The following is a 25,681-nucleotide window of genomic DNA, read 5'->3' on the forward strand; positions in this document are numbered from 1 at the left end:
CCTTAGCTTGTTCTTAGTGAGTCCGCCTGCCGCGCCGCCGGGTTTTCGGGCTGCGCTCTGTGCCGCCTTTGCCGTCACGGTCATCCGGCTGCAATCCCTTACATCTCGGCGCCAGCGGGGCTGTGCTGAATGCCCTGCGGGTAATCCCCGCCGCGCGCAGAAGCCCCTCGATGCCGCCGAACGGCTGCGCCGGATCGGCCCGACCAGCACCTCGCAGCGATGAAGGTGTCGGCGAATACGCTGGCACCTGCTGTGGCAGGTCTTGCCTGCTGCGCTGGGCGGTACCTTGCCCTTTCCCAGGCGCTTGGCAAAAACTCCCTCAGTGCGCCCCAACGCGAGACCGTTGCGGTGGCGACTTCGGAGGGAAACGGTTGCGACTACTGCCTCGCCGCAACACCCCTATACGGCCACAAGGCAGGCCTTGACGATTCCGCCATCGAGCTGGCGCACCGCGGCAGTCGAGACGCGGTTACGACATTTGCTCGGCGGGTGACTCAGCTCCAAGGGTTCGCCTGGACCCATAGCGCCTGGCGAAATGCTGAAGGTAGCTAGGCTCAGAAACAAGTGACAGTGTCGATGATTTTTATGGAACATAATCATTTTTAAACATCTCCAAGCAGGCTTATCTTTGCTCTCAGAGCGCCACCAATATCACCCAGAATAAGACGGGGAGCGCACCATGAAGAATGGGCATTCATCTGTATCACCCTGTGTTCGGAGCGAAGGCGTTTGTCCGATCGAACCGAAGCCGATATTGCTGCTGCTGCCTGGAATGATCTGTAACCATCGCGTCTGGGCTGCACAGGCCGAAGCCCTTAGCGACTTGGTGGAACCGTGTGTCGCCGTCTATGGCCCGGAACGTTCGGTAACGGAAATGGCTGTCGCCGTGCTTCGGCAGTCCCCCCAGCGGTTCCTTCTTGCCGGCCACTCCATGGGCGGTCGTGTAGCGATGGAGATGCTTAGGCTCGCTCCGGAGCGCGTCCGGGGGCTGTGTCTGATGGGTACCGAGTGCAAGCCCTGTCCCGCCGGGCAGCAGGGCATGCAGGAGCTCGCCAGCCGGCACCAACTGCTGCAGATCGCATATGCAGACGGTATGCCGGCCATGGCCCAGGCATGGCTGCCTCGGCTCATTGCCGCCTCGCGTCTGCCTGATCGTTCCCTGGCGAATGAAATCCTGCAGATGATTGCCGACCATTCGCCCGAGCAACTCGAAGCGCATATCGAAGCTGGGGCGAGCCGTCCCGATTCCTCCACGCAGCTGTCCTCAATCCGGGTCCCCACTCTTGTACTGGCTGGTGCCGAGGATGCGCTAAGACCCGTTGCGGCACATCGGGAAATGGCAGCGCTCATTCCAGACTGCCAGCTGCAGATCATCAGTGATTGCGGGCATATGCTCCCTATGGAGCAGCCCTGTGTGGTGAACGCCGCCATGCGAAATTGGATCGTTCGAAGTCTTGCAGAGGCCGATGCACATGTCACTCATCATGACGACCATCAGCCCGTTCACGTCGGTTAACAACAAGAGGACAACGAAATGAATACTCAAGCGCAGGCCAACTCGACCAACAAGAGCGACAAAGTCGCTGTGCGTCGGCAGGGCAATCGTGTCGGGCAGCTGCACCACCATGCCTACATGGCCAAGGATATGGAGGCGACTCGGCACTTCTACGAGGATATCCTCGGTATGCCTCTGGTGGGCACCTGGGTCGAACGCATCAATCCGGTTACAGGGAAGCCCGACAATTACGTACATACATTTTTCGAACTCTCGGATGGCAGTTGCCTCGCCTTCTTCCAGTTCAAGTCGGACACCGCCAGCCTTGAGCAGTCAGTCAACAAGTTCGTCGACGTCAATCCTTTCGCTCATCACATTGCCCTCACTGTCGAAGGAAAGGACACGGTTCTTTATTTCAAGGACCGTTTGGCCCAGGCGGGGATTCCAGCCTTCGAGACCGATCACGGCTATTGCTACTCCATTTATTTCCATGATCCGAACGGCATGCAGGTGGAACTTACCACTTTAGTTCCCGAGACCGACGAACTCATGAATCAAGCGAGTGAAACTGCCCACGAAACGCTTGCCAGATGGCTGCAGGAAGAAGACTTGTTATCCAACAACACCCACCGCGGAAAAGGGTGGGTGCCGGCTTAAACGAACGCCGCAGAACTCATATACAACAACAAACCGCATCGATGAGGAAAGCATATGTATCCCTATGCAGAAGGACTGTGGGCCGCCCGGAACCAGTGGTATGTGGCAGGCTGGAGCAACGAGGTCACACGCGTTCCGATGGAGCGCTGGCTGCTGAACGAACCCGTAGTTTTCTACCGCAAGGAAAGCGGCCAGATCGTTGCGCTTCACGGGCGCTGCCCTCACCGCCAATACCCTCTGGTCAAGGGGAACGTGGTCGGTGACAAGCTCGAATGCAGCTACCATGGCTTCACCTTCGACGCCGGAGGCGCCTGTACTCGAATTCCCACACAGTCGGTCATTCCTGCCTCCTGCAAGATCGCGTCCTACCCGGTGGTCGAGCGCTGGAACTGGTTCTGGATCTGGATGGGCGATCCAGCCCTGGCCGATGAGTCTCTGATCCCGGATCACGACATGCTCAAGCTGACTGCCCCAGGTTGGCATGCCGTCGCGGCGGCAACTCATCTACTCAAAGCGCGCCATCAGTTGATGCACGAGAATCTCTGCGACCTGTCCCACCTGACCTTTCTGCATCCGGGCATCATCGGTGTGGAAGATGTCGCGGCGACCGAGTTCGAAGTACAAGGTGAAGGCATGTGGTTCCGTGATGAGCGAGCCATGTACAACCAGTCCCCCACCGGCTTCTTCGCGGACATTCTCGACTATCACAAGCCGATTGATCGGCTTATGTCCATGGAATTTTTCCTGCCTTGCCTGCATCTGGCGGCGGAAGTCTTCCTCGCCCATGGCAAACAGGAGGGCGAAGAGGGCCGGGAACTGGGTTCCTACCGCGTGCATCATGCTGTCACGCCTGCCACGCCGTATGAAACCCATTATTTCATCGCCTATTCGCGCAACTTCGGCATTGAGGATTCGCGCATCACTGAAGTTATCAATAGCGCGTTCGCCGCCGTGCTGCAGCAAGATGTCGACGCCGTGGAAGCCTTGGAGACGATGCTGCAGAAGAGTGGCGACCGGCAGTTCAAGGACTTTCTCGCCAAGGGTGACGTAACCTCGGTCAAGGTGCGCCGCAGCATGGAAGCGCTGATTCGTTCGGAGCAGATTCCCGTGGCGAACGTAATGGCATGACAGCCGCCGGGCCCCGGTGTACCGAGGCTCAGCGTCCTTCGGAGATGAGAACATGACCAACGCCTGGATGACCGTAAAGGTCGCAACCAAGCATACCGAGGCACTGGATGTGGTCAGCCTGGATCTGGTGGCCGTGGAAGGAACCGAATTGCCCGCCTTCAGCGCCGGCGCCCATATCGATATAGAGATCGAGCCTGGCCTGGTGCGCCAGTACTCTCTGTGCAACAACCCGCTCGAACGGTTCCGCTATCAGATCGCCGTATTGCGTGACGAGCGCTCCCGCGGTGGCTCCGTTTCGCTGCATGAAAAGGTCGAGGCTGGCCAACTCATCCGGATCAGCGCACCACGTAATCATTTTTCCCTTGAGCCCACGGCCGAGCGGACACTGCTCATCGCTGGCGGCATCGGCGTGACACCGCTTATGTGCATGGCCGAGTCCCTGACCCAGTCGCATGGCGCGTTCGAAATGCATTACTGCGTCCGTAGCCAGGAGCGCTGCGCATTCTACCGAAGGATCCAGGACGCGCCCTACCGTGACCGGGTACACCTGTATTTCAACGATCGCCCCGAAACGCCTCGCTTCGATATCAAGGCACTGCTGACAAGGGCCGACCCTCATGCCCACCTGTATGTCTGCGGCCCGGCTGGCTTCATTGATCATGTGCTCGATAGCGCCCGAGAGGCCGGTTTTGCGGAAGCCCAGTTGCATCGAGAGTTCTTCGCAGCCCAATCGCAACCCTCCGCTTCGCCGGAAGATGCGTTCCAGATCCGTTTGCAGCGCAGTGGCAAGACCTTGGAGGTCCCTGCAGACATGACCATCGCCCAGGTTTTGGCTCAGCACGACGTCGCCTTCGAGCTGTCTTGCGAACAGGGCGTCTGTGGCACCTGTCTGACTCGCCTGCTGGAAGGCGAAGCGGACCACAGGGATTTCTTTCTGACGACGGCGGAACAGACGGCAAACGATCAGATCGCCATCTGCTGTTCACGGGCGCGCTCCCCCTGCTGGTGCTGGATATTTGAAAGACAGCTCGAGTAAAACAACGATAAAAGGAACAGCCAAATGCAAACCGGAAATCGTGGTGTCGTTTACCTAGGCGCCGGCAAGGTAGAAGTACGGGCAATCGACTATCCGAAAATGCAGGACCCGCGCGGCAAGAAGATCGATCACGGAGTCATCCTCAAGGTCGTCTCCACGAATATCTGCGGCTCCGATCAACACATGGTGCGCGGCCGCACCACCGCCCAGGTCGGCCTGGTGCTCGGCCACGAGATCACCGGCGAGGTAATCGAGAAGGGACGTGACGTGGAGCATCTGCAGATCGGCGACATGGTATCGGTCCCCTTCAACGTCGCCTGTGGCCGCTGCCGCTCCTGCAAGGAAATGCATACCGGTGTCTGCCTCACCGTCAACCCAGCTCGCGCAGGTGGTGCCTACGGCTACGTCGACATGGGGGACTGGACCGGCGGCCAGGCCGAATACGTGCTGGTGCCCTATGCCGACTTCAACCTGCTCAAATTGCCCGATCGCGACCGGGCGATGGAGAAGATACGCGACCTGACCTGTCTGTCGGATATCCTGCCCACCGGCTTCCATGGCGCAGTCACGGCCGGCGTCGGCCCAGGTAGCACCGTATACGTGGCAGGCGCCGGCCCTGTCGGCCTGGCGGCCGCCGCCTCGGCACGTCTGCTAGGCGCGGCAGTGGTGGTCGTCGGCGACGTCAACCCGGTGCGCCTGCAGCATGCGAAAGCGCAGGGCTTCGAGATCGCCGACCTGTCGCAGGACACCCCGCTGCACGAGCAGATCGCCAGTCTGCTGGGCGAGCCGGAAGTCGACTGCGCGGTTGACGCCGTGGGCTTCGAGGCCCGCGGCCATGGCCACGAAGGTGCCCGGAGCGAAGCACCCGCGACGGTCCTCAACTCGCTGATGCAAGTCACCCGTGTGGCCGGCAGGATCGGCATCCCCGGCTTGTACGTCACCGAGGATCCGGGCGCGGTGGATGCCGCGGCGAAGATCGGCAGTCTGAGCATCCGCTTCGGTCTCGGCTGGGCCAAATCCCACAGCTTTCATACCGGCCAGACCCCGGTGATGAAATACAACCGTCAGCTGATGCAAGCGATCCTGTGGGACAGGATCAATATCGCCGAGGTCGTCGGCGTTCAGGTGATCGGTCTCGATCAAGCACCGCAAGGCTATGGTGAGTTCGACACCGGCGTGCCGAAGAAATTCGTCATCGACCCGCACCGCCTGTTCAGCGTCTAAACGCTTCCTTCCTCCGACTTCCGCTTGACTCGCCTTTTGCGAGCGGGGGTCGGCTTGTCTCGAAAAAGCAACCATAGGTCTATAACAATGACAAAAACCAAACACACTACCGCCTTGCTTCTAGGCTTGCTCGCCTGGTCCAACGGGCAAGCGGCAGAAAACGGCAATATTTCCTGGCCCATCGGCGTGAATACCGTGTTGAACGGGGTAGCCACCCAACCCGGTGAAACCAGACTCTACAACTACACGCTCTTCTACAGTGCCGATCGTTTGAACGATAGCGCCGGCGATAAAGTAGGCTTCGATGTGGAGGCGAATATCTTCGTGAATGCTTTGCGCCTGGATCGAGGCTGGACGCGGACCTGGGGCAATACTCATCTGGTATCCGGCTTCGTTTTGCCCGTGGTGGACGCATCAATCGAGATTGCCGGCCAGAAAAGCACCACCACCGCCGTGGGCAACATCAGCCTGAAGCCTCTGATCATAGGAACCCATAACGACAGCAAGACGTTCTTCCAGCAGATCGCGCCTTTGGATCTGGATATTCCCAGCGGATCATACGACTCCGGTCGGGCCGCCAATGCCGCGGTCAACTATTATTCCTGGCAGCCAAACTACGGCTGGACTTGGCTTCCTAGCCCAAGGGTCGAGATTGGCGGGACCTTGTCGGCCGCCATCAACAGCAAGAACGACGACACCGATTACCGATCCGGCTGGACCCTGCACTACGAACAGTTGCTCGCCTACTCCATCACCGACAAAGTCCAGGTGGGCCTGCAGGGCTTCTACTTCAAGCAGATGTCAGATGACGAACTATCCGGCGATACCTATCTCGATGGGTACAGAGTCCAAGGAGCCGCGCTGGGTCCTCAAGTGCGCTATACGTTCAGCCCGGGAGTCGCGGCAGTCGTCAAGTATCAGCGGGAATTCGCCTCGAAGAATCGCTCCGAAGGCGACCGCTTCTGGCTGCAGTTCACCTTCCCCCTGTAAAGGTCAGGGTGGAGGGCGGACCTCAGTCGGATCGTGTCTCCTGTCGTTCGAGGATTCGCCGTACTACCTTGGCGAATTCTCGACTACCAGAAGCACCGATTCCTCCGCGCAGCCAAAGCAGGCCAGGCGTACGGATCGGTGTAGGATTTTCCAGCGGAACGACACTCAGGCCATCGGTATCGGCGATGGCCGTCTCACCGACGATACCGGCCAGCTCCGTCTGTCGAATAAGCTCGATCATCGGTGTGATGGCGTTCAGCTCCACCACCACCTGTGGTTCGGCACCTACCGAACGGAAATACTCATCGAGCAACTGTCGCGTGGAAAAGACCGGCGGCAAAAGCGTCATGCGTAGGTTATGCAACTCCACCATGCGCACTCTTTTGCGTGTGGCAAGCGGATGCCTGTTAGCGACTACCAGCACGAGCTCTTCGTTGTAGAGCGGCTCGAACCAGAGGTCGTGTCCTTCCAAAGGACGATAGGCGATACCCAAATCCAGATCCCCCGATTTCAGCCGCTCGACGATACGCTCCTGGGACAGTTCTTCCACCATCACTTTCAGAGCCGGATAACGGTCCAGGAAGCTGGCGATGCACTGGGGTACCAGTCGCGTGTTGAAACTGTGGGTCGCGCCTATGCGGACTTGCCCTTGCAAGGATTCGGGCGCCTCATGCAGTGCGCCCATGGCGCTATCGATCTGCTGAAGGGCAGGCAGAATTCGGCTCAGCAATGCATCACCGACCTCGGTAATGACCACCCGCTTGCCGACTCGATCGAACAGACGCGTACCAACTCCGTCCTCCAGCTGCTTGATCTGGTGCGACAGGGTCGACTGGGTAACGTGGCACTTCTCAGCTGCACGCGTGAAATTCAGTGTCTCGGCTAACGCTGCGAAATAGCGCAAGTGACGAAGCTCCATTGCTGCTCCATTGATGCCATCGATTATTTTTATGGAAATTTATCACTTTTAACCAGCTGCGCCACCCCCTAGTCTGCCTACACAGAGCAGAACCCGCTGGGTCGCTCTTTAAAGTCGTGACACTTTCTCTTGCGGTATTTCCATTGGGCGAGACAAGAATATGAAAATTGGCAAGGAAACGATTCCACGTACGGCAATCTGTACATCGAACCAGGAAACGATCGTCGTTCGCGGACTTGATCTATGCCGGGACCTGATCGGCAAGCTCACCTTCACCGAATATTTTTATCTATTGCTGACCGGTGAGCGGGCACGACCAGAAACACTTGCCGTCCTGGATGCGGCATTGGTCGCCATTACCGAGCACGGGCTGGTGCCAAGCGTTCAGGCGGCGCGCATGACCTATGCCGCCTCTCCAGAAGCCTTGCAGGGCGCAGTTGCGGCAGGCCTCCTGGGATGTGGCTCGGTGATCCTCGGCGCGGCAGAGCAGGCGGGTCATCTGTTCGAGCGAATCAAAACCAGGCAGGAGAGCCAGAGCGAGTCGCTGGACGAGGCTGCCTTGGCCGTCATTGGTGAGTATCGCGCCGCCAGACAGCCGATACCTGGTTATGGCCATCCCTTGCATAAGGAACGCGACCCTCGCGTGGCTTCTCTATTCGAAGTTTCGAAACAGGCAGGGGCCGGCCAGCAATACATCGAGATTGCCGAGGCGGTCGAACGCGTTATTCCCGGCGTGATGAAGAAGGACTTGCGCCTGAACGTCTCGGCGGCCATTCCTGCCGTTCTCCTCGGTGCAGGCTATCCCCTGCGCGCCCTGCGCGGCATTCCGATCCTGGCCCGCAGCGCCGGTCTGATCGCCCACCTGTTCGAAGAGATGAACCAGCCCATCGGGTTCGCGCTCTCCTACCAGGCCAGCCGCGAAGTGGAATACGTGGGCAATACGCCCAGCGGCTTCAAACCTGACGCTTGACCCGCCACGCCTTATCGCAGGAGTAAATATCATGGCCAAAGTTCTCGCCGGTGTCCGCGTCATTGAGCAAGGAACCTTCATTACCGGCCCCAACGCCAGCATGCTGCTCGCCGACCTCGGCGCAGAGGTCATCAAGATCGAACAGCCGGGCAATGGCGATCCGTTCCGGGCGTTCAAGGGAGGCCTTTACAGCCCCCACTTCCAGACCTACAACCGTAACAAGCGCAGTGCGACGCTGAACACGAAGGATCCCGCTGACCGCGAACTGTTCGATCAACTCGTACAAGACGCCGACGTTTACATCCAGAATTTCCGCCCCGGTGCGGCCGAGCGCCTGGGTGCCGGAGAAGAACGCCTGCGCGCACTCAACCCCAGGCTGATATATTGCGCCATCAGCGGCTTCGGGCAAGATGGGCCCGCTGCCACGCGGCCCGCCTATGACACTGTCGCCCAGGCGGCCAGTGGCTTCCTGAACCTGCTGATCAACCCGGCCAATCCCCGGGTAGTCGGTCCGGCGCTAGCCGATGCCCTGACTGGTTTCTACGCTGCCTACGGCATCCTCGGCGCGCTGTACGAGCGCAACCAAACCGGTAGGGGGCGGCTGGTGGAAGTGTCGATGCTGGAATCAATGTGCCATTTCAATCTGGACGCCTTCACGCACTACTTCTCGGAAGGCGAAATCATGACCCCCTACAGCAGGCCGAGCGTTTCACAATCGTACGTACTTAAGTGTTCCGACGGCAAGTGGATAGCGTTGCACATGTCCTCGCCGGAAAAGTTTTGGCAAGGATTGGCCAATGCCATCGAATGGCCGGACCTGTTCCAAGACCCGCGTTTCGCCAGTCGCGAAGAACGTATCGGTAACCAGGAGCAGTTGATCGATCTGCTTGGAGAGCGCTTCGCGCGTCATGATCGGAGTGAATGGTGCCGCCGCCTCGAGCGGGAGGATGTTCCCCATGCGCCAATGTACGATAGCGGCGAAGCACTGGAAGACCCGCAGGCCAGGCATCTCCAGTTGGAAATCAGCACGGTACATCCCGAGGGCGGCGAATGGCGCACGGTACGCTCCCCGGTCAGTTTCGATCGACAGCGATCCCTGGACGTAACCGCCCCGCCGCTACTCGGCGAATACGACGAGGTATTACGCAAGACGCTGCGCACCCGTAGCAAGCAGTCGGCCTGACAAGGAGAATGTCATGGCAACTGCCCAGACGCTTTATGACAAATTGTGGAGCAGCCACGTCGTGCACCAGGGTAACGACGAGCAAGTTCTGCTCTACGTCGATCGCCACCTCATCAATGAAGTGACAAGTCCGCAGGCATTCGAGGGGCTACGTGGCGCGGGGCGCGAGGCATGGCGCAAGGACAGTATCATCGCCACGGCCGACCACAACGTTCCCACGGATGAGCGGAACGAAGGAATCATTGATGACCTCGCGCGTGTTCAGATACAAACCTTGGAGCGCAACATCGAGGAAACGGGCGCATTGGCCTGGTATCCCTACCGGGATCCGGGTCAGGGCATCGTGCACGTGATCGGTCCCGAGCTGGGCGCTACACAACCGGGCATGACCATCGTCTGTGGCGACTCCCATACCTCGACCCATGGGGCGTTCGCCGCGTTGGCATTCGGCATCGGTACTTCCGAGGTGGAACACGTCCTAGCCACCCAGACAATCTCGACCCGTCGCTCGAAGAATATGCTGGTGCGCATCGACGGTGAGCTGCCGCCCGGAGTTTATGCCAAGGACATGGCATTGGCGGTCATTGCTCGCCTCGGCAGTGCCGGGGCCGCTCGCCACGTCATCGAATTCTCCGGCTCTGCCGTCCGCTGCCTATCGATGGAGGGTCGCATGACTCTGTGCAATATGGCCATCGAGGCAGGCGCCCGGGCCGGGCTGATTGCGGTAGACGACACCACCGTCGGTTATTTGCAGGGCCGTCCCCTTTCGCCAAAAGGCCGAAACTGGGAACAGGCTGTAGCCTACTGGCGCACCCTGCACAGCGATCCGGGCGCTCGCTACGATGCAGAGGTGACTATCGATGCGACATCGCTGCAGCCAATGGTTACGTGGGGAACCTCGCCAGACATGTCCACCACCGTGGACGGTTGCATACCGGAGCCGGCTAGCGAAGCCGATCCAATCAGGCGCCAGAGCCTGGAGCGGGCACTTCGCTATATGGGACTCGCCGCAGGCACACCGATCAAGGACATCGCTCTCGACAAGGTTTTCATAGGCTCCTGCACTAACTCCCGCATCGAGGACCTGCGCATCGCCGCGCGAATCCTCGAGGGCAAGCGGATTGCTGACAATCTGCGCCTTGCACTGGTGGTTCCTGGCTCCGGTGCGGTCAAGCGTCAGGCCGAGGCGGAGGGGCTGGATGCGGTCTTCAAGCAGGCGGGCTTCGAATGGCGTAACCCCGGCTGTTCGATGTGCCTTGGTATGAACGACGACCGCCTTGCTCCCGGCGAACGCTGTGCCTCGACGTCCAACCGAAACTTCGAAGGTCGCCAGGGCTCGGGGGGGCGAAGCCATCTGCTGAGCCCGGCCATGGCTGCAGCCGCCGCACTCAGCGGGCGGTTGGTCGATGTACGAGATTTCCAGCAATGAGACCGATAAATATTCACTCGGGAATCGTTGCGTTGCTCGACTGCAACGATGTGGACACCGACGCCATACTGCCCAAGCAATTCATGAAGTCCATTAGCCGCTCTGGCTACGGAGTTCATGTCTTCGATGAGTGGAGGTATCTGGAGCCTGGTGTATTCGGAATGGACTGTTCCCGGAGAGCATTGAATCCTGAATTCGAATTGAATAAGCCTCGTTATGAAATGGCCTCGGTCTTGCTTAGTAGGCGCAACTTTGGCTGTGGATCATCTCGAGAACATGCAGTCTGGGGCTTGATGGAGCACGGCTTCAGAGCAATCGTGGCCGAGACCTTCGCGGATATATTCCGAACCAATTGCATTAGGAATGGGCTTGTGCCCATCCAGCTGGAGGGAGCACAGATAGCTCAATTGGTCGCTGCCGTGAGAGCAAAGCCGGGCTACCGCCTTGAGATACGCTTGGAAGAGCAAGCCATACGGACAGAAGACGAAGCTCCGCTACCTTTTTCGATCTCTTTGGCAGATAAAAATCGATTATTACAAGGCCAGGATGAAATCACAGTTTCCTTGCAACAGAGGCTACATATCGAAAGCTTCGAGAGGCAGCGGCAAGAGCGATTTCCCTGGCTTTTTGTATAGGTCCTAAGTCCGCCGACCGAGCGTGAGCGCGCGCTTTTTCTGTCCGCAATTAGGTGATGGACTTCTCGGTCCATGCGGACTCAAGTAGCTTCTAAGTAGGAAGGCCTAGCCTGATAGCCCGAAATACAACCAGTTATGTGGTCTGTCTTGGGCTGAGCGAACACTGACTTAAGGGGTGATTTCCACCGCAAGGAGTGTTCATGAGCCAGAGTCCACTTTGTTTAATTCGCTTTATAATGATCCGCTATCCGAGGGCTATAACTGCTTCGGTTGTAGGTATAGAGAAGGGAGGATGTCGGCGGCGGTTCGTTCTTTGGCCAACGAACCAAAGTCCAGAATTCGATATAGAGCGGATAGAAGTTTTGGGCTTTTGCGGTATGAATCGCCCCGGGTTTTATGGAGGCCATTTCGTTTAAGTCAGGCCGCCATAGCCTGACCTGCTTGTTGCTGGTAGAAGTTTGCCTCAGCCTCCGCAGGCAGGATATAGCCGATTGAGCTCAGCAACCGCTGGTGGTTGTACCAGTGCACCCATTTCAAGCTCGCCATCTCGACAGCCTCTCGGCTCTTCCATGACTGCCGGTAAATCAGCTCGGCTTTGTATAGCCCGTTGATGGTCTCAGCCAAGGCGTTGTCGTAGCTGTCGCCCTTGCTGCCGACCGAGGGCTCGACTCCGGCCTCGGCCAACCGCTCGGTGTAGCGAATCGAGGCATACCAGTACGTCAGCCGCCTGTTTAGGCAGCGGTTGTGGCGATATCGGATGGAACAAGCATGAGCCGTCGAGGTAGCTGCTGGGATAACTCGCCGATGGAGCGGTTATTCCGCAGCCTGAAGTCAGAGTGGATTCCATCGAACGGTTACATGACAGCCAAGGAGGCTCAGCGAGATATTAGCTATTACTGCTCGATCAGCAGAAGAAGACAGGGAGTGGTCAGTTCGTCTTCTGTTCTCGGGAAGGTACGCCTTTTTCGTACCGCAACATCAACAACAGGGTTTGGTTTCCGCTGCTGCGTCATCTGGGGCTGCGCCAGCGACGCCCTTACCAGACCCGCCATACGGCTGCGACCCTTTGGCTGGCTGCAGGCGAAAACCCGGAGTGGATTGCCCGGCAGATGGGCCACACAACTACAGAGATGCTGTTCCGCGTCTACTCGCGCTACGTGCCTAACTTGACCCGACGTGACGGAAGCGCCTTCGACAATCTGATCCAAGCCAATTTGAAGGCCTGAGGAGTACTCACATGAAATTGATCAAGCGCAGCAACGTCACGCACCTGCATCCGGCGATGGAAGCTCGTGAACACCAGTACTTGAAGCATTTAGCTTCTGCCATGAGCCACTACCTCGAGAGCCCCAACGGCAATGAGCTGGTCTGCATCCTTGGCTCCGGCTACGAGAAGAATAACCGTCAGGCTCTCGATACCTGGGTCGCCTATCACCGTAATGAGGTCTTCGAGAAACGGTTGGAGGGGCGCAGCCCGCTGGACTTCCTGATCGAAAAGCTGGAGAGCATGCTCAACAACTAAAGTAACGAAGGGGCCGAAAGGCCCCTTCTGCTTAGGTGCTTTCAGATGGGTTGGGAGTTGTGCCTGATTGTGGCTAATACTCAATCTCTGCGAAGTAACCGGCATGCCATCTCACCGTGCGGCACGCTTTGGGCACAGAATTGGCACAGCCTGAAAAGCCGCGGCTAGATGACACTGAGGGCAGTGCTCATCGCAGCCTGAGAGCTGGCATCAAGGGAATTTTGCTGGAGGGCGCCGATTCAGCAGCGGAAGCGGCGAAGCCTTAGAAAAAGGCCATTGAATCAAGAGGATATGGCGCACCTGGCGGGATTCGAACCCACGACCCTTGCCTTCGGAGGGTAATGCGGTACAGGAATCTTGGTTGGTGGCAAGCGTTCAAAAATGCCTCTAAGTGCCGTCCCGCAAAGCTTTGGCCTTATCTAACTGCCTGCAGTTTATAGCTCTTAGCGATATCTAAGGGTGGTTATCTAGGGCACAAAAAAGAAATGGGGCCCAGCGCTTTTTGACACCTAGCCAGCCCCTAGCTCGTCCTGCCGTCTTCTCACCGAACCTGAGTTTCTACAAGCGGCTGGTGGCCTACGGGCAGCGACTTAGCCCAGCATGGTCAAGGTCGCAGTGGGCATTAACACGATCAAGTAACACCTGCCGCTTTGGGCTTTCCCGCGTCCACACAAACCTGTTCTGTTGCCCTCGGCTGTTGCTTTACATATAGGCAACTCAGGAGTGCGCAAGCCCTAAAGTTAGCGATGCTTTTCTGGTGGAAGACTCTACTCTCGCAGGGGCCAAAGCCGTGCAAGATGCGTCGGGGTTAGTGCAGCAGTTAGCTCACTCGTCCTTGGCGTTTATCTCGGCAGAGATTTCGCCAAACGACTCCCAGTGGCCAACCAGTTCATCAACGCGATCAGGAATGCGCGGTGACTTACTGAGCACCAGACAGCGGGTCGTACCCACGTATTCCTCAAGGAGGTAGAGCGTGTCCCCAACGTCGACGCCCATTTCCTGTAGAACGTCGTCAGGCAGGCGAATGGCGCCATCGCCGTCCCAGTCTTCGATCACAACGTGATGTTTCATCGCGGCTCCAGAAGACGGTTGGATGAGATGTCCGCAGGGGGAGGCAGTGGCACGCTGCCAACTAAGTCCCGCGGCGCAGGCCGGCAGCATAGCAAAGAGCGGGCAGGCTCAGGGAGAGGTAACGAACGCGTCTACCCAGCCATTGCTGCCGGTGGACGAAAACTCACCCGAGCAGCTCAACTGCGCAAGTCGGGAACGAGCACCCGGAATGGGGCGTCAGGAATGCGCTCAATCGATTCAGACCACGAACAGAGCGATACCAGATGCCAGGCACTTACCCGCTGCATGATGCGCCAAATGACGCTACAATAATGCCATATGTCGCATCTGGAGGAATGCTCTATGGTTTCCGCCGACACTCGCACTCGCACCCGCAAGGCAGCACCCGCCGCCCGTAGGCCAACGGAATACCTTTTCCAAAGTGACTCTGACCAGCTCAGTCCGGTCATGGTCTACAGGCTCACGGTCAAAGGCTTCGACCTGAAAGACGTGCAAGACATGCTTGCGATTTCTGATCTGTATTCGACGAAGAAGATCATGAGTCGCATTGTGGGCAAGTCCATCAGGACGATTCAGCGCCAGGGCAGCAAGCAACCAGCACACCTCAACTCCCAACAGAGCGCCGTGGCATTTCAGTACGCGAAGGTGCTGGAGCACGCGATCAATGTATTCGGCACTCAAAAGCTGGCCGAAGAATGGCTAGGGCGCCCTTGCAAGTATCTGGACGGTGACGTGCCGCTGGACGTTATCGACAACCCAGTGGGTTTTCAGGCAGTCGAGGACTATCTGGAGCGCATCGAGTACGGGGTCTATCAGTGAACCCATTTCCCTGGTCTGGCTCATGGTACGCATGGCGCCTCGACCGTGAGCTCTACAAGGACACCTGGGACAGTGGCATTGGTGCCCACAAGCTGGGTGGCCGCTGGAACGCTCCGGGGCGAAACGTTGTGTACGCATCGGCAGATCCCTCAACCGCCATCCTGGAGGTGGCGGTGCATGTCGGCTTCGATGCGTTGGATACGGTTGCGCATGTGCTCACATGCTTCGAAGTGCTCGATCAAAGCCTTATCAAGGTCGTACAGCCTGAAGATGTTCCCAATCCTATCTGGCTGACGAGTGCATCCGCTTCACCTAACCAGCAGAAGTTTGCAGACGCCCTGCTGGCCGAGCATCCGTTCGTACTCATCCCATCCGCCGTCACTCGCCACTCTTGGAACTTGCTTGTCAGTCGCGAGCTGGCCGAGGGCAGGTATCGAATGATCAGCCAAGAGCGCTTCGGCCTGGATACGCGTCTCGTTAAGGTCTGAGTGGCTTGCGCTGGCTGAGCCAGCAGTGTCTTTCAGGTGAATGCCTTTAGATTGCTTGACAGCTCTTCACGTAGCCGTAGCACCAGGACGTGTACCGGCCAGAACAACAGGCCCTACCTGTCCCCCCTGATTTACAACGCCCCAGCCTACGGCACAGCAACCAAGCCAGTGAAAGCTCACTTGGGCCTTTAAACTGACGCCGCTCTTTTTGAGTAGGAAACGACGGAATACCACCGGGGAAATTCACTATCCCCATGCCGCACTCAGCTAATCCACCAGCAGCTCACTGATAGGTCATCGAGACTTCGCTCTGTAGCCACCGTGGCTGCACTCGATTACCGCAGAATGTCGGTGGCAGTCCTGCAAAAACCACTGAGCCGCCACAAGTGCTCACTGGGACACCTTCGCCGAACTAGCCAAATACACCCTCGTGACGACAGAACCCTCCACCAAATCGCCAATACCCAGCGTGCGCCCCCGGAATAAATCGTTAAACCTCGACTGGCCTGGCCTTTCACTCGCTCTATTCAAATGACACCGCCCCTGCGGACCATTAAACGGAGCCCACCCACCAGGACAAATACGTATCATGAGGCAGCGGGTTAGCTTGGTAAGCTCGCTCTCAGACAACTTTTGTCAATGTGGCCGTCATGGAAGAAAGCGCGCAACAGCGTTCAGAACGCTATGTATCCGCCCGCAGCCAGCACCCTGCGTGGCTTTTGCTCGCCTCACGGCGTGCTCCGCTCGTATTGGGCTGCCTGCGCACGCTGTTCGAGCGGGCGCACGATGGGATTCCCATGGAGGATGCGCTGCAAGCGCTGTCCGAAATGCTGGCTGCTTATGCCAGCCAGGAGCTTTACGAAATCGACCCGGATGCAACGCATCTCCAAGCAGGTCGTGAACTTCGTGAATGGATCAAGCGGCGCCTCGTCGTAGAGCGAGAGGGCCGTATCTATGCAACCGACGCGTTGGAGTCCGCCATCCAGTTCGTCGATTCGTTGGATAGTCGGATCATGACCTCCACGGCATCTCGCCTTTCGGTGGTTCAGCGCGAGATCGAAAACCTGGAAACGGGTCTGAACCCCAGCCCAACTGGCCGTATTGCCAGCCTGCGCCGCCGAATCCAGGATTTGGAGCACGAGCTAGCGCAGGTAGAAGCTGGCCACGTCATCGTGCTGGATGAAGCGCAGGCGATAGAGGGCATACGCGAGGTGTATAACCTGGCCACCAGCCTACGCGCGGACTTTCGACGAGTTGAAGACTCTTGGCGCGAGGCGGATCGCGCCCTTCGACACTCCATCATCAGCGAGCAGTCTCACCGTGGAGAAATCGTCGATCGGTTGTTGGACGGGCAAGATGCCCTACTCAACACGCCGGAAGGGCGTGTCTTTGAAAGCTTCCAGCAGCAACTGAGGCAGTCCGCTGAGCTGGAGGCCATGCGTGAGCGCTTGCGCACCATCCTTCGTCATCCAGCGGTTCCAAAGGCTCTGAATCGTCCCCAGCAGCGTGAGCTGCGTTGGTTGGCGTTACGCCTGGTTCGGGAGTCGCAGGCTGTGCTCCAGGCGCGCGCCCGAAGCGAGCGTGATGTTCGCGGCTTCATGAAGACGGGGTTGGCCGCCGAGCATCATCGAGTCGGACAGTTACTTAACGACTTCTTCAATCTAGCGCTCAGCGTCGACTGGCAACGTCAGTCAGAGCGCCGTAAGCCTGTTCGTTTACCGCCGGTTGGCGTAGCCATTACCGGTGTCCCGGCAATCGAGCGTCTGCGCTTCAAGACTCTGGATGACGATGATACGGGCGAGCTGGATCTGAGTTTGAAGCCTGCGGGGTTGGAGCAGATTGATGATGACTTCTGGGATGCCTTCGACGGGCTGGATCGTGAAACGCTGATTCAGGACACCCTGGCTGTGCTGGCGGAGCAGGGGCGCCCTGTGAGTCTCGGGGAGCTTGCGTCTTTGCTTCCACCTGCTCACGACCTGGAAACCTTTGCGCTCTGGTTGGCGATGGCACGCGAGGCAGGTATTGAGGTGCTGAAAGAGGAGCGTCAGCTCGTGGAGTTAGTTGACGAGGATGAGCAACGCTGGTGCTTCAATCTGCCTTATGTCGGACTCGACCACGAGGCACTCAAAGACATCGATTGGGAGTTGTGAGCATGGCAGGGATCTTCGATCGAATTGCAGGTGCCTCTGGCACCGACGAAACGGAGCTGACGGTGGAGCCCATAGCGTTGGATGACGGCATGGATGATGAACAGCCTCTTATGAGCGCCGCTGTTCAGGTCGATGAGCGCCGGACGCCGCAACGGGTACGTGAGGCCGTACAGGAAATGCTCAAGTACGGGCTGCTGGAAGAAAGTCACAAGCCCAATCTGTATCGCTCGGCGCTTGCCAATATCGAGGCGGTCGACACAATCCTGGAACCCCTCGACCTGGCCATGGGGGTCGACGAGGTTCGCGGGCTGGTGTTCGTCACCGTTCGTCAGGGCGAGGGGGCCGAGCAGGATGACTGGTCGCACCCCCTTGTGCGCAGGCAAAGGCTGAACCTGGAGCAGTCCCTGCTGATCGCCATTCTGCGCCAGCATTTCATCGCCTACGAACAGGAAAGCGGTACGGGTGCCACTCAGGCACTGGTAGCTGTTGATGAGCTGATTCCGCAATTGCAGGTTTACCTGGGCGAGCTGGGCAGTGAGGCGAAGGAGCGCAATCGCGTCATCACGCTGCTGGATCAGCTCAAGGGGCATGGTTTGGTGTCGGCTCTGGACGCTCATGATCGCGTCATCATCCGCCCCATCATTACCCACTTGGCCAACCCGGAGAACCTGCAGGCACTGGTGGTTTGGCTGCGCGAGCAGGTGGAGGGCGCGACTACCCCGGCTGCCGCTGCTGAGGAGGACGAGGCGTGAAGCAAGCACTGCTCTGGCGTGACAGCGAGACCTTCATTCTCAGCAGCATCGAACTCTATAACTGGGGCGGCTTTCAGGGCTATCACCGTGCCGAGATCGATCCCTCAGGCACCGCCGTGATCGGCCCAACGGGTAGCGGTAAAACGACGCTGGTGGATGCTCTGATGACCTTGCTGTGCGCCAACCCGCGCTACAACCTAGCTTCCACAGGTGGGCATGAAAGCGACCGTGATCTGGTGTCCTATGTGCGCGGGGTTACCGGCCCCGGGGACGGAGGTGTAGAGCAATCTCATATCGCGCGCCAGGGTAAGACGGTCACCGCTATTGCAGCCACGCTCGAGCGTGATGGCACGCAGGTTCGACTGGGCGCTGTGCTCTGGTTCGAGGGCACCAGCTCCTCGGCGTCCGATCTGAAGAAACTGTGGCTGTTAAGCGAGTCCACTGAGCAGACGCTGGAGCATTGGCTGAGCCAGCATCACGCAGGTGGCATGCGGGCGCTGCGTCAGATGGAGAAGGATGGGACGGGTATCTGGCCGTATCCCAGCAAAAAAGCCTTCCTGGCCAGGCTCAGGGATTACTTCGAAGTCGGTGAAAACGCCTTCACCTTGCTCAACCGCGCTGCCGGCCTGAAACAGCTCAATAGCATCGATGAGATCTTTCGCGAGTTGGTGCTCGATGACCGCTCCGCTTTCGGGCGGGCTGCCGAGGTCGCCAGCAGCTTCGATGATCTAACTGACATCCACCGAGAGCTGGAAACAGCTAGAAAGCAGCAGCGCTCATTGCAACCGGTCGCCGAAGGCTGGGAGCGTTATAGGGCCTTGCAAGAACAGCTGCAGGATAAACAAGCTCTCGAAGGCATCCTCCCAGTCTGGTTCGCCGAGCAGGGGTATCGCCTGTGGTTGGCTGAAACCAACAGGCTGGAGACGGAGCACAAGCAGGCCGAACTCGATCAGGAGCAATGCAGGAGTCAGCTTGAGATCCAGAAGGGCGTGGTTGATCAACATCGCCAGAGCTATCTGCGTGTAGGTGGCGCGGAGATCGATCTGTTACGCGCGCGCATCGCGGATTGGCTTCGTGAGTGTGATAAACGGCGCTTGAAAGCCGAACAGTATCAACGCTTGGCCAAAGGGCTTGGACTCGTGGATGAGTTATCGGCCGCTGCGCTCGAGGAAAATCAGCAGCAGATCGCGGCACGCCTGGAAATACTGGCCGAGCAAATTACCGAGGCACGGCAAAAGGCGTTCGATGCCGGCATCGTCCAGAAAGAACTCAATGGCCGTCTGCAGAGCTTGCAGCAGGAACGTGCCGAGGTTGAGCGACGGCCAGGCTCGAACCTGCCCGGGCATTTTCATACTTTTCGAGGGGATCTGGCGCAGGCACTTGACGTCGATGAATCGGCCCTGCCTTTCGTCGCCGAACTGGTGCAGGTCAAGCCCGAGGAGTTGGCCTGGCGGGGCGCCATCGAGCGGGCAATCGGCAGTCACCGGCTGCGTATCCTGGTGCCGCAGGGCGCGTCCGAGGCTGCACTGCGTTGGGTGAACCAACGACACAACCGCTTGCATGTGCGCTTGTTGGAGGTCAAGGAACCGTCGTCGCGCCCTGTGTTCTTCGACGATGGTTATACCCGCAAGCTGACCTTCAAGGAGCATCCGTACCGCGAAGCGGTAAAGGCGCTACTGGCGGACAACGACCGACATTGCGTGGAGAGCACGGAGCAATTGCGTCATACCCCGCACGCCATGACGGCTCAGGGGCTGATGTCGGGTAAAGAACGCTTCTTCGACAAGCAGGACCAGAAGCGCCTCGATGAAGACTGGCTGACCGGCTTCGATAACCTCGACCGTCTGGCCTTCCTGACTGAACAAATTCGCGAGGTCAATGAACAGCTCGCGCCTGCCAAGCTGGCCTTGGATGCTGCCCAGGGCGATGTCCGCAAGTTGGAGGATCAAGCTTCGCTGCTGCAGCGCGTCGAAGAACTGCAGTTCGAGGAGATTGATCTGCCGGGCGCCGAGCGTCAGCTGGAGTCGCTGCGTGCTCAGCTGGACACCCTGACACGTCCCGACTCTGACCTCGCCCTTATCAAGGCTGAGCTGGATGAAGCTGAGGCATTGCTGGACTCTCTGGATCGACAGAGGCAACAACTTATCGAGCAGTGCGGTCAGTTGAAAATTCAGTTCGAGCAGGCCGCATCCGCTACTCGTAAGGCTTATCGCGGCGCCGAAAAGGGGCTGAGCGATACGCAACGTGAGTTGGCGCTAGCGCACTTCCCGACCCTGAGTGCTGATGACCTCGGCGATATTGTCGAGCTGGAGCGCAAGCATACGCATGAGCTGCAAGGGCAGCTCAAAGCGCTCGGCGATAAACTCGGCGATCAGAAAACAGAGCTAGCCAAACGTATGTCCGACGCTCTGAAGGTGGACACCGGGGCGCTTGCGGAGGTCGGGCGAGAACTGGTGGACGTACCCAGGTATCTGGAACGTCTTCGCGTGCTGACCGAGGAAGCCCTGCCCGAGAAACTCAAGCGCTTTCTGGAATACCTCAATCGTTCCTCGGATGATGGCGTCACCCAGTTGCTCAGCTATATCGACCATGAAGTCTCGATGATTGAGGAGCGCCTGGATGACCTGAACAGTACGATGCAGCGTGTCGACTTTCAGCCCGGACGCTATCTGCGCTTGGTCGCGAAAAAGGTCATTCATGAAAGCCTTCGCACCTTGCAACAGGCTCAGCGTCAACTGAACTCGGCGCGTTTCATCGATGATGAAGGCGAGAGCCACTACAAGGCATTGCAGGCGCTCGTTGGCCTGCTCAAGGATGCTTGCGAGCACAGCAGGAATCAGGGCGCCAAGGCGCTGCTGGATCCGCGCTTCCGCCTGGAGTTCGCGGTCTCGGTGATTGATCGCGAAAGCAGGAGTGTCATCGAAACCCGAACAGGTTCTCAGGGGGGTAGTGGTGGCGAGAAAGAGATCATCGCCTCCTATGTGCTGACCGCTTCCCTCAGTTATGCGCTCTGTCCCGACGGCAGCAGCCGGCCGTTGTTCGGCACGATCGTGCTCGACGAGGCGTTCTCGCGCAGCTCCCATGCGGTTGCCGGTCGGATCATCGCAGCGCTGAGGGAATTCGGCCTGCACGCTGTCTTCATCACGCCCAACAAGGAAATGCGCCTGCTGCGCCACCATACGCGTTCGGCAGTCGTCGTTCATCGGCGCGGCGTGGAATCCAGTCTGGTTTCCCTGAGCTGGGAAGCTTTGGATGAGCATCATCAACAGCGCATCAAGGCCATGCATGAAGTCGCCCACTGACATCAGTCGCAGCCTGGCCAGACAATGGCAGCGCTCCAGCGTACGCTTGGAACGCTTGCTCAATCCCGCTAGCTGGCCGCAAAGCCTCAACATCGGCAAGCCTTCGGCACGTCTATTCACTGACAACATCCAGGCGGTACTCCGGCATGTGGAGAACTGGCGGAGCGTGAACGTGGGTACAGTCGACTGGGAGCCCGTCAGCTACCGAGCAGGGCTGTCCCCCATTTCCTTGCCGATGCGCTGGCACTTGCATAGCCCTTCCGAATGGATTGCCGCGACCAATGATCCAGCGGTCAGCCGGGAATACGCTCAACTCGAGTATCTGGTTGAGCAGGTAGACAGTGCCTTTCATGCGCTGCTGGTAGCACAACGGGGCTTATGGTTGACGAAGCCCCCTGAAGAAGTCGTCGCCACGGCGCAACTCGCCACCCGCTTGTCGCTAGGCTGTGCCCGAGGCCGTCCACTGCGCCTGCTTGCCGAGCACGGCGTAGACACCAAGTTTTTCGAGCGTAACGCCAGCTTGCTGACCCGGCTCCTCGACGAGCGTTTCGAAGGCGCGGCGTCCGAGCAAGGCCTGACGACTTTTCTGGATGCCTTTGAAGAAAGCAGCCACTGGGTTCTGGTCGTTCCCCTTCAGCCTGAGCTGTTGCCCTTCAAGCGGCTCAGACTCACCACTGCGGAACTGGCCGAAACCCCACTTCCCGGTTCGCGATTGCTCGTGGTGGAAAATGAGCAATGCATTCACTTGCTGCCTGAGAACTTACCAGACACCCTGGCTGTGCTGGGCTCAGGACTCGATTTGCAGTGGCTAGCGTCCGCGCACCTGGCCGGGAAACAGATCGCATACTGGGGCGATATGGATACCTGGGGCTTGCTGATGCTGGCGCGAGCGAGACTCCATCAACCAGCAGTCGAAGCACTATTGATGGAGCAAGAGCTGTTTGAACAGCACTCACCGGTGAGCGCAGTCGTTGAGCCGACCAAAGCTCTGGATTCGGCACCGCCTGGTTTGCTGGCTGACGAAGCGGACTTCTATCGGTATCTGCTGGTGCAAGAACGAGGACGTCTTGAGCAGGAGTACCTGCCAAAGGAACAAGTTGAGCGCGCTATCGAGCAGTGGGCTCGAAAGATCCCTGTATAGAGCGGCTGGCGGTGGGCTCAATAGCCCTGTAATCCAGAGACCGCCTACCCTTAAACCACAGTCTTCAGATATTCCTTCTCTGAAAATTCCAACGTTGATCACTTTAGGCGGCCGGTTTTCAGCGATGGTCTGCAACGAGCCTTTCCACCTCGTCGACGATCTCGGCTGCGGTGCAGCCTAGGGGTGTAGCTAGCTTGATCAAGGTGGTGATCGTTGGCTGGTTGATGCCCCGTTCCATCAGGCTGACGTAGTTACGCTGCAATTCCGCCTCATGGGCCAATTGCTCCTGGGTGAATCCTGCTTCGACACGCCGTCTGCGCAGGACCTTTCCGAACGCCAATCCGACTTCCACAGATGACTCCCCAAAAGGGAGGACTATCTGGGCGGCGTCATCTCTGGTCTTCACAGTATATTGTGAATTTGGTAGAACGTGATCTCATGGCATGGCGTCACCCCAGCGAATTGCAGGGCTGCCTTCCTACATGCCGTCTTCGTAATCGGCTGTAATTCAGTGCAAACGATTAATTTCCGATAAATAAGCAGTTAAATAGAAGGATGTTAAAAGTATATGAGGATTATTGGTATGGCTGCTTTCGTGTCATTTGCACTGTCTTTGCAGTCTGGAGCCTCCGCTGGCGAAACTGGAGTTCAGCAACTTGTTAAAAGATGCGAGGCTGCTTCCAAGGCGCACGGATCCTCACCTGCGCTCTGTTCGTGCACGTTGGAAAGAATGCAGGAGTATGGGTTCACTGATTTGGAGATTGTTAATTTTTCTCGACGAGACTTTAAGCCAAAGGATCTACATGAAACTGAACGCCATATGGACTACAGCATTAAGATTCGATTAATAGCAGGGCAATGCGGCTGATTAGATTTTCCACAGTCGTCAGTCTAGTCGTACGTCATTGATTATGTGATTTGCCGTAAAGGATTTTATGCGGAACTTTTCTGGGTTTGTTTCATTAGCTCTTGCTGGATCTATTCTTGCTGGTTGCGGCAGTGAGGATTTCACAGGCGCGTATCGTTATAAGATACCCGGTAGCGAGCGGGTAATGGTTCTCAACGTTCACGGTGATGAGGCTGAGATATTTGGAGAGGATGTGAGCGACGGTCGCATCAAGCCGCTGGTTAAGATGAAGGTTTCAGTAAAAGATAAAAAACTTCTCCTTGATGATGTTAATAGTTCCGAACGCTTGGCCCTCACGCGAAATGTAGATGAGCAGAGTATCGATTGCCTCAACTGCAAGGTGCTTGGCATCAATGACGCGGCGGTTTGGAAATATGACCCTCAAGGGCCTTATGACGTAGAGCGGATGCTGAAAGACCAAGCCCTTAAGGATGAAGAGGCATTGAATGCCGAGCTACTCAAGATGCAGGAGCAAATTTATGAGCAGGCCAAGCGAGACGAAGAAGCAACCAAACTAGGCCCATATGAAGGCGATTGGGTTTATCAGAGAACAACGAAACAAGACCCCTTGATCATCATGACTATCTGGCGCAAAAGTCAGATTAAACGCTGGTCGTTCCGATTTGAATCCATGGATCGCATAGGACAGGAAGTACCAGGGTTCGAGGTCTCAGATGTTGGATTGAAGGTCAAAGTTGGCTCTGAGAGCCGCCTATACAACCTCAGCCCTGATAAGCAGATATTGACCTGCACTAACTGCAATAGGCCTGAGCGCTGGGTCAAGGCTGACCCCAAGAAAGACCTAAGCGATCGCCATTACGCTCGACAGATGGCTGGTAATCCGTAAATCGTAAGAGACCCTGTCCAAATTTGCATTGAACAGGGGCTTATTTCGCTACTGTGCGTATCGGAGTTCTGAAATTTGGGCAATTGCCTCCGATACTCATACCAGTTGAGCCGCTCTCAAGAGGAAGAGAGGAATATCTGAGTGTTTTCCTCCCCAGCCGCCGAAACTTTACACCTGATGCGCTCCATGATTTCTTCTCCAAGCTCGCGTGATGTAAAGTCGAACCTGAGCTGGTAAGACTTTTCGCTGCGCTCGGCTTCCCAATACGAAAGCCCCTGATCAAACTGGATGGTCAGTTGATTACCGGAGCGCAGCTTAAGCTGTAGCCGGCGGTAGTGCGGCAAGGTAGGCAGGCTTAGTACCTCTCCCTCGCGGCCGCAGTACGCCAGAGCCTGGCGGAGGGCCTCATCGCGCTCGCGAGCTGAGTGCCAGTCATGCCGGCACTGCCAAGGCGAGCGATTGTCTTCCCGCTGATATTGTCGGCCTAGGATTCGGATAGCGAAATCTGCATCACTCAGCCGTCCGAGCTCGTGGATCACGCTGACCAGCAGATTCACAACTAGCGGGCTGCATACGTAACGGTCGCTGTAAACCAGCTCTGTAATTGGATCCTTGCCTGTGAGGGCATCATTAATCAGGCCATTGGCCTCAGTACCTAGGTGCTCCCAGAACCGACGAGCAAAGTTGTCGAGCGAGCCATCCAGCTGATTGCCGATCTCGATCTTGATCAAGCCAGGGGGTGGGGCCGGCATGAGATCGGCAGCATTCAAGATGCGCTCTGCCTTGAGGTCGGAGGGGGTGCCTCGGATGATCCTTGCACCGGCCTCCGCTAGATCCCATGTGTGGCCAGGTGCGGCCAGGTTCGTATTGTCGCTAGCCCAGGCAATGCAGCCTTGTGGGCCTTGCAGTGAGACATTGAGTGCCAGCGCCCCGAGATCCGGTATGGAATTGTGTAGGCATATCTGTACTCCGTTGAAGGCTAGCTTTGCCAACCATTCCTTTTGGTCTCTTGGCAG

The 25,681-nt window shown here is 57.8% G+C and carries 21 protein-coding genes and 5 pseudogenes; 21 read left to right on the forward strand and 5 right to left on the reverse strand.

The window, feature by feature from the left end:
- The first annotated feature begins 219 nt into the window (after nucleotides 1-219).
- The 7 genes and pseudogenes from B597_RS46965 (at nucleotide 220) to B597_RS33615 (ending at nucleotide 6,530) form a co-directional block, all read left to right on the forward strand.
- Nucleotides 220-552 carry a carboxymuconolactone decarboxylase family protein gene (locus B597_RS46965; protein ID WP_152028155.1) on the forward strand — a complete coding sequence of 111 codons (333 nt, stop codon included), beginning with the start codon at nucleotides 220-222 and terminating at the stop codon, nucleotides 550-552.
- 127 nt (nucleotides 553-679) lie between these two features.
- Nucleotides 680-1,516, forward strand: coding sequence for an alpha/beta fold hydrolase (locus B597_RS33590; RefSeq protein WP_082321502.1), 837 nt, complete (start codon nucleotides 680-682; stop codon nucleotides 1,514-1,516).
- Nucleotides 1,517-1,534: 18 nt separating this feature from the next.
- Nucleotides 1,535-2,152: a VOC family protein gene (locus tag B597_RS33595; RefSeq protein ID WP_024161936.1), complete on the forward strand. Its 618-nt coding sequence runs from the start codon at nucleotides 1,535-1,537 to the stop codon at nucleotides 2,150-2,152.
- A 54-nt stretch (nucleotides 2,153-2,206) separates the two neighbouring features.
- A complete protein-coding gene (locus B597_RS33600) occupies nucleotides 2,207-3,280 on the forward strand; it encodes an aromatic ring-hydroxylating oxygenase subunit alpha (protein WP_024161937.1) in 1,074 nt (357 codons plus the stop codon).
- A gap of 52 nt (nucleotides 3,281-3,332) precedes the next feature.
- A pseudogene (locus B597_RS33605) lies at nucleotides 3,333-4,300 on the forward strand (PDR/VanB family oxidoreductase).
- 40 nt (nucleotides 4,301-4,340) lie between these two features.
- Entirely contained in the window at nucleotides 4,341-5,540 is a 1,200-nt protein-coding gene (gene fdhA / locus B597_RS33610; protein ID WP_024161939.1) for a formaldehyde dehydrogenase, glutathione-independent, read from the forward strand.
- 87 nt (nucleotides 5,541-5,627) lie between these two features.
- Complete coding sequence (locus B597_RS33615; RefSeq protein WP_082321504.1) at nucleotides 5,628-6,530, forward strand: SphA family protein; 903 nt, start codon at nucleotides 5,628-5,630, stop codon at nucleotides 6,528-6,530.
- Nucleotides 6,531-6,552: 22 nt separating this feature from the next.
- Here the strand turns inward: B597_RS33615 and B597_RS33620 are convergent, their stop codons facing one another.
- Nucleotides 6,553-7,449: a LysR substrate-binding domain-containing protein gene (locus tag B597_RS33620; protein ID WP_024161941.1), complete on the reverse strand. Its 897-nt coding sequence runs from the start codon at nucleotides 7,447-7,449 to the stop codon at nucleotides 6,553-6,555.
- Nucleotides 7,450-7,609: 160 nt separating this feature from the next.
- On the opposite strand from B597_RS33620, the gene B597_RS33625 reads away from it, so the two are divergent.
- From B597_RS33625 to leuD, 4 genes are read left to right on the forward strand one after another with little or no spacing between them, the layout of a single operon-like run.
- Nucleotides 7,610-8,419 (forward strand): citryl-CoA lyase, encoded by an 810-nt coding sequence (locus tag B597_RS33625; protein WP_003294196.1) that lies wholly within the window; start codon nucleotides 7,610-7,612, stop codon nucleotides 8,417-8,419.
- Between the two features lie 31 nt (nucleotides 8,420-8,450).
- Nucleotides 8,451-9,602: a CaiB/BaiF CoA transferase family protein gene (locus tag B597_RS33630; protein ID WP_003294194.1), complete on the forward strand. Its 1,152-nt coding sequence runs from the start codon at nucleotides 8,451-8,453 to the stop codon at nucleotides 9,600-9,602.
- 13 nt (nucleotides 9,603-9,615) lie between these two features.
- On the forward strand, nucleotides 9,616-11,031 hold the full coding sequence (gene leuC, locus B597_RS33635; RefSeq protein WP_024161942.1) for a 3-isopropylmalate dehydratase large subunit: 1,416 nt from the start codon (nucleotides 9,616-9,618) through the stop codon (nucleotides 11,029-11,031).
- Entirely contained in the window at nucleotides 11,028-11,666 is a 639-nt protein-coding gene (gene leuD, locus B597_RS33640; RefSeq protein ID WP_024161943.1) for a 3-isopropylmalate dehydratase small subunit, read from the forward strand. The genes leuC and leuD overlap by 4 nt, the downstream gene beginning before the upstream one ends.
- Before the next feature lie 417 nt (nucleotides 11,667-12,083).
- Here the strand turns inward: leuD and B597_RS33645 are convergent.
- Nucleotides 12,084-12,377 (reverse strand): annotated as a pseudogene (locus tag B597_RS33645) (integrase core domain-containing protein); the annotation flags it as partial.
- Between the two features lies 1 nt (nucleotide 12,378).
- Between B597_RS33645 and B597_RS46970 the strand changes: the two are divergent.
- The 3 genes and pseudogenes from B597_RS46970 to B597_RS33650 all read left to right on the forward strand — a co-directional run.
- A pseudogene (locus tag B597_RS46970) lies at nucleotides 12,379-12,563 on the forward strand (IS3 family transposase); the annotation flags it as partial.
- A pseudogene (locus B597_RS46370) lies at nucleotides 12,563-12,892 on the forward strand (tyrosine-type recombinase/integrase); the annotation flags it as partial. The pseudogenes B597_RS46970 and B597_RS46370, both read left to right, overlap by 1 nt.
- A gap of 11 nt (nucleotides 12,893-12,903) precedes the next feature.
- Nucleotides 12,904-13,188: a hypothetical protein gene (locus B597_RS33650; RefSeq protein WP_003294188.1), complete on the forward strand. Its 285-nt coding sequence runs from the start codon at nucleotides 12,904-12,906 to the stop codon at nucleotides 13,186-13,188.
- Between the two features lie 825 nt (nucleotides 13,189-14,013).
- On the opposite strand, the gene B597_RS33655 is transcribed toward B597_RS33650, so the two are convergent.
- A complete protein-coding gene (locus B597_RS33655) occupies nucleotides 14,014-14,259 on the reverse strand; it encodes an AbrB/MazE/SpoVT family DNA-binding domain-containing protein (protein ID WP_003294186.1) in 246 nt (81 codons plus the stop codon).
- A gap of 342 nt (nucleotides 14,260-14,601) precedes the next feature.
- Here B597_RS33655 and B597_RS33660 point away from each other — a divergent pair, with 342 nt between their 5' ends.
- The 6 genes from B597_RS33660 to B597_RS33685 all read left to right on the forward strand — a co-directional run bounded on the left by B597_RS33660 (nucleotide 14,602) and on the right by B597_RS33685 (nucleotide 22,911).
- Complete coding sequence (locus B597_RS33660; protein WP_003294185.1) at nucleotides 14,602-15,078, forward strand: antitoxin Xre/MbcA/ParS toxin-binding domain-containing protein; 477 nt, start codon at nucleotides 14,602-14,604, stop codon at nucleotides 15,076-15,078.
- A complete protein-coding gene (locus B597_RS33665) occupies nucleotides 15,075-15,566 on the forward strand; it encodes an RES family NAD+ phosphorylase (protein WP_003294183.1) in 492 nt (163 codons plus the stop codon). The genes B597_RS33660 and B597_RS33665 overlap by 4 nt, the downstream gene beginning before the upstream one ends.
- A gap of 650 nt (nucleotides 15,567-16,216) precedes the next feature.
- On the forward strand, nucleotides 16,217-17,716 hold the full coding sequence (locus tag B597_RS33670; RefSeq protein ID WP_082321506.1) for a DUF3375 domain-containing protein: 1,500 nt from the start codon (nucleotides 16,217-16,219) through the stop codon (nucleotides 17,714-17,716).
- A 2-nt stretch (nucleotides 17,717-17,718) separates the two neighbouring features.
- Nucleotides 17,719-18,468, forward strand: coding sequence for a DUF4194 domain-containing protein (locus B597_RS33675; protein WP_003294179.1), 750 nt, complete (start codon nucleotides 17,719-17,721; stop codon nucleotides 18,466-18,468).
- The gene (locus B597_RS33680) at nucleotides 18,465-21,770 is read left to right on the forward strand and encodes an ATP-binding protein (RefSeq protein WP_003294177.1); all 3,306 of its coding nucleotides are present in this window, start codon (nucleotides 18,465-18,467) and stop codon (nucleotides 21,768-21,770) included. Before B597_RS33675 ends, B597_RS33680 begins: the two co-directional genes overlap by 4 nt.
- Nucleotides 21,721-22,911, forward strand: a complete 1,191-nt coding sequence (locus B597_RS33685) for a Wadjet anti-phage system protein JetD domain-containing protein (RefSeq protein ID WP_226924962.1) — start codon at nucleotides 21,721-21,723, stop codon at nucleotides 22,909-22,911. The genes B597_RS33680 and B597_RS33685 overlap by 50 nt, the downstream gene beginning before the upstream one ends.
- A 118-nt stretch (nucleotides 22,912-23,029) precedes the next feature.
- On the opposite strand, the gene B597_RS0223315 is transcribed toward B597_RS33685, so the two are convergent.
- On the reverse strand, nucleotides 23,030-23,263 hold the full coding sequence (locus B597_RS0223315) for a helix-turn-helix domain-containing protein (protein WP_043100189.1): 234 nt from the start codon (nucleotides 23,261-23,263) through the stop codon (nucleotides 23,030-23,032).
- Nucleotides 23,264-23,963: 700 nt separating this feature from the next.
- On the opposite strand from B597_RS0223315, the gene B597_RS33690 reads away from it, so the two are divergent.
- Nucleotides 23,964-24,665, forward strand: a complete 702-nt coding sequence (locus B597_RS33690) for a hypothetical protein (protein WP_003294173.1) — start codon at nucleotides 23,964-23,966, stop codon at nucleotides 24,663-24,665.
- Between the two features lie 116 nt (nucleotides 24,666-24,781).
- On the opposite strand, the pseudogene B597_RS0223320 reads toward B597_RS33690, so the two are convergent.
- Nucleotides 24,782-25,681, reverse strand: a pseudogene (locus B597_RS0223320) (DEAD/DEAH box helicase); the annotation flags it as partial.

This window comes from Stutzerimonas stutzeri KOS6 (genome assembly GCF_000307775.2).
Lineage (GTDB): Bacteria > Pseudomonadota > Gammaproteobacteria > Pseudomonadales > Pseudomonadaceae > Stutzerimonas > Stutzerimonas stutzeri_B.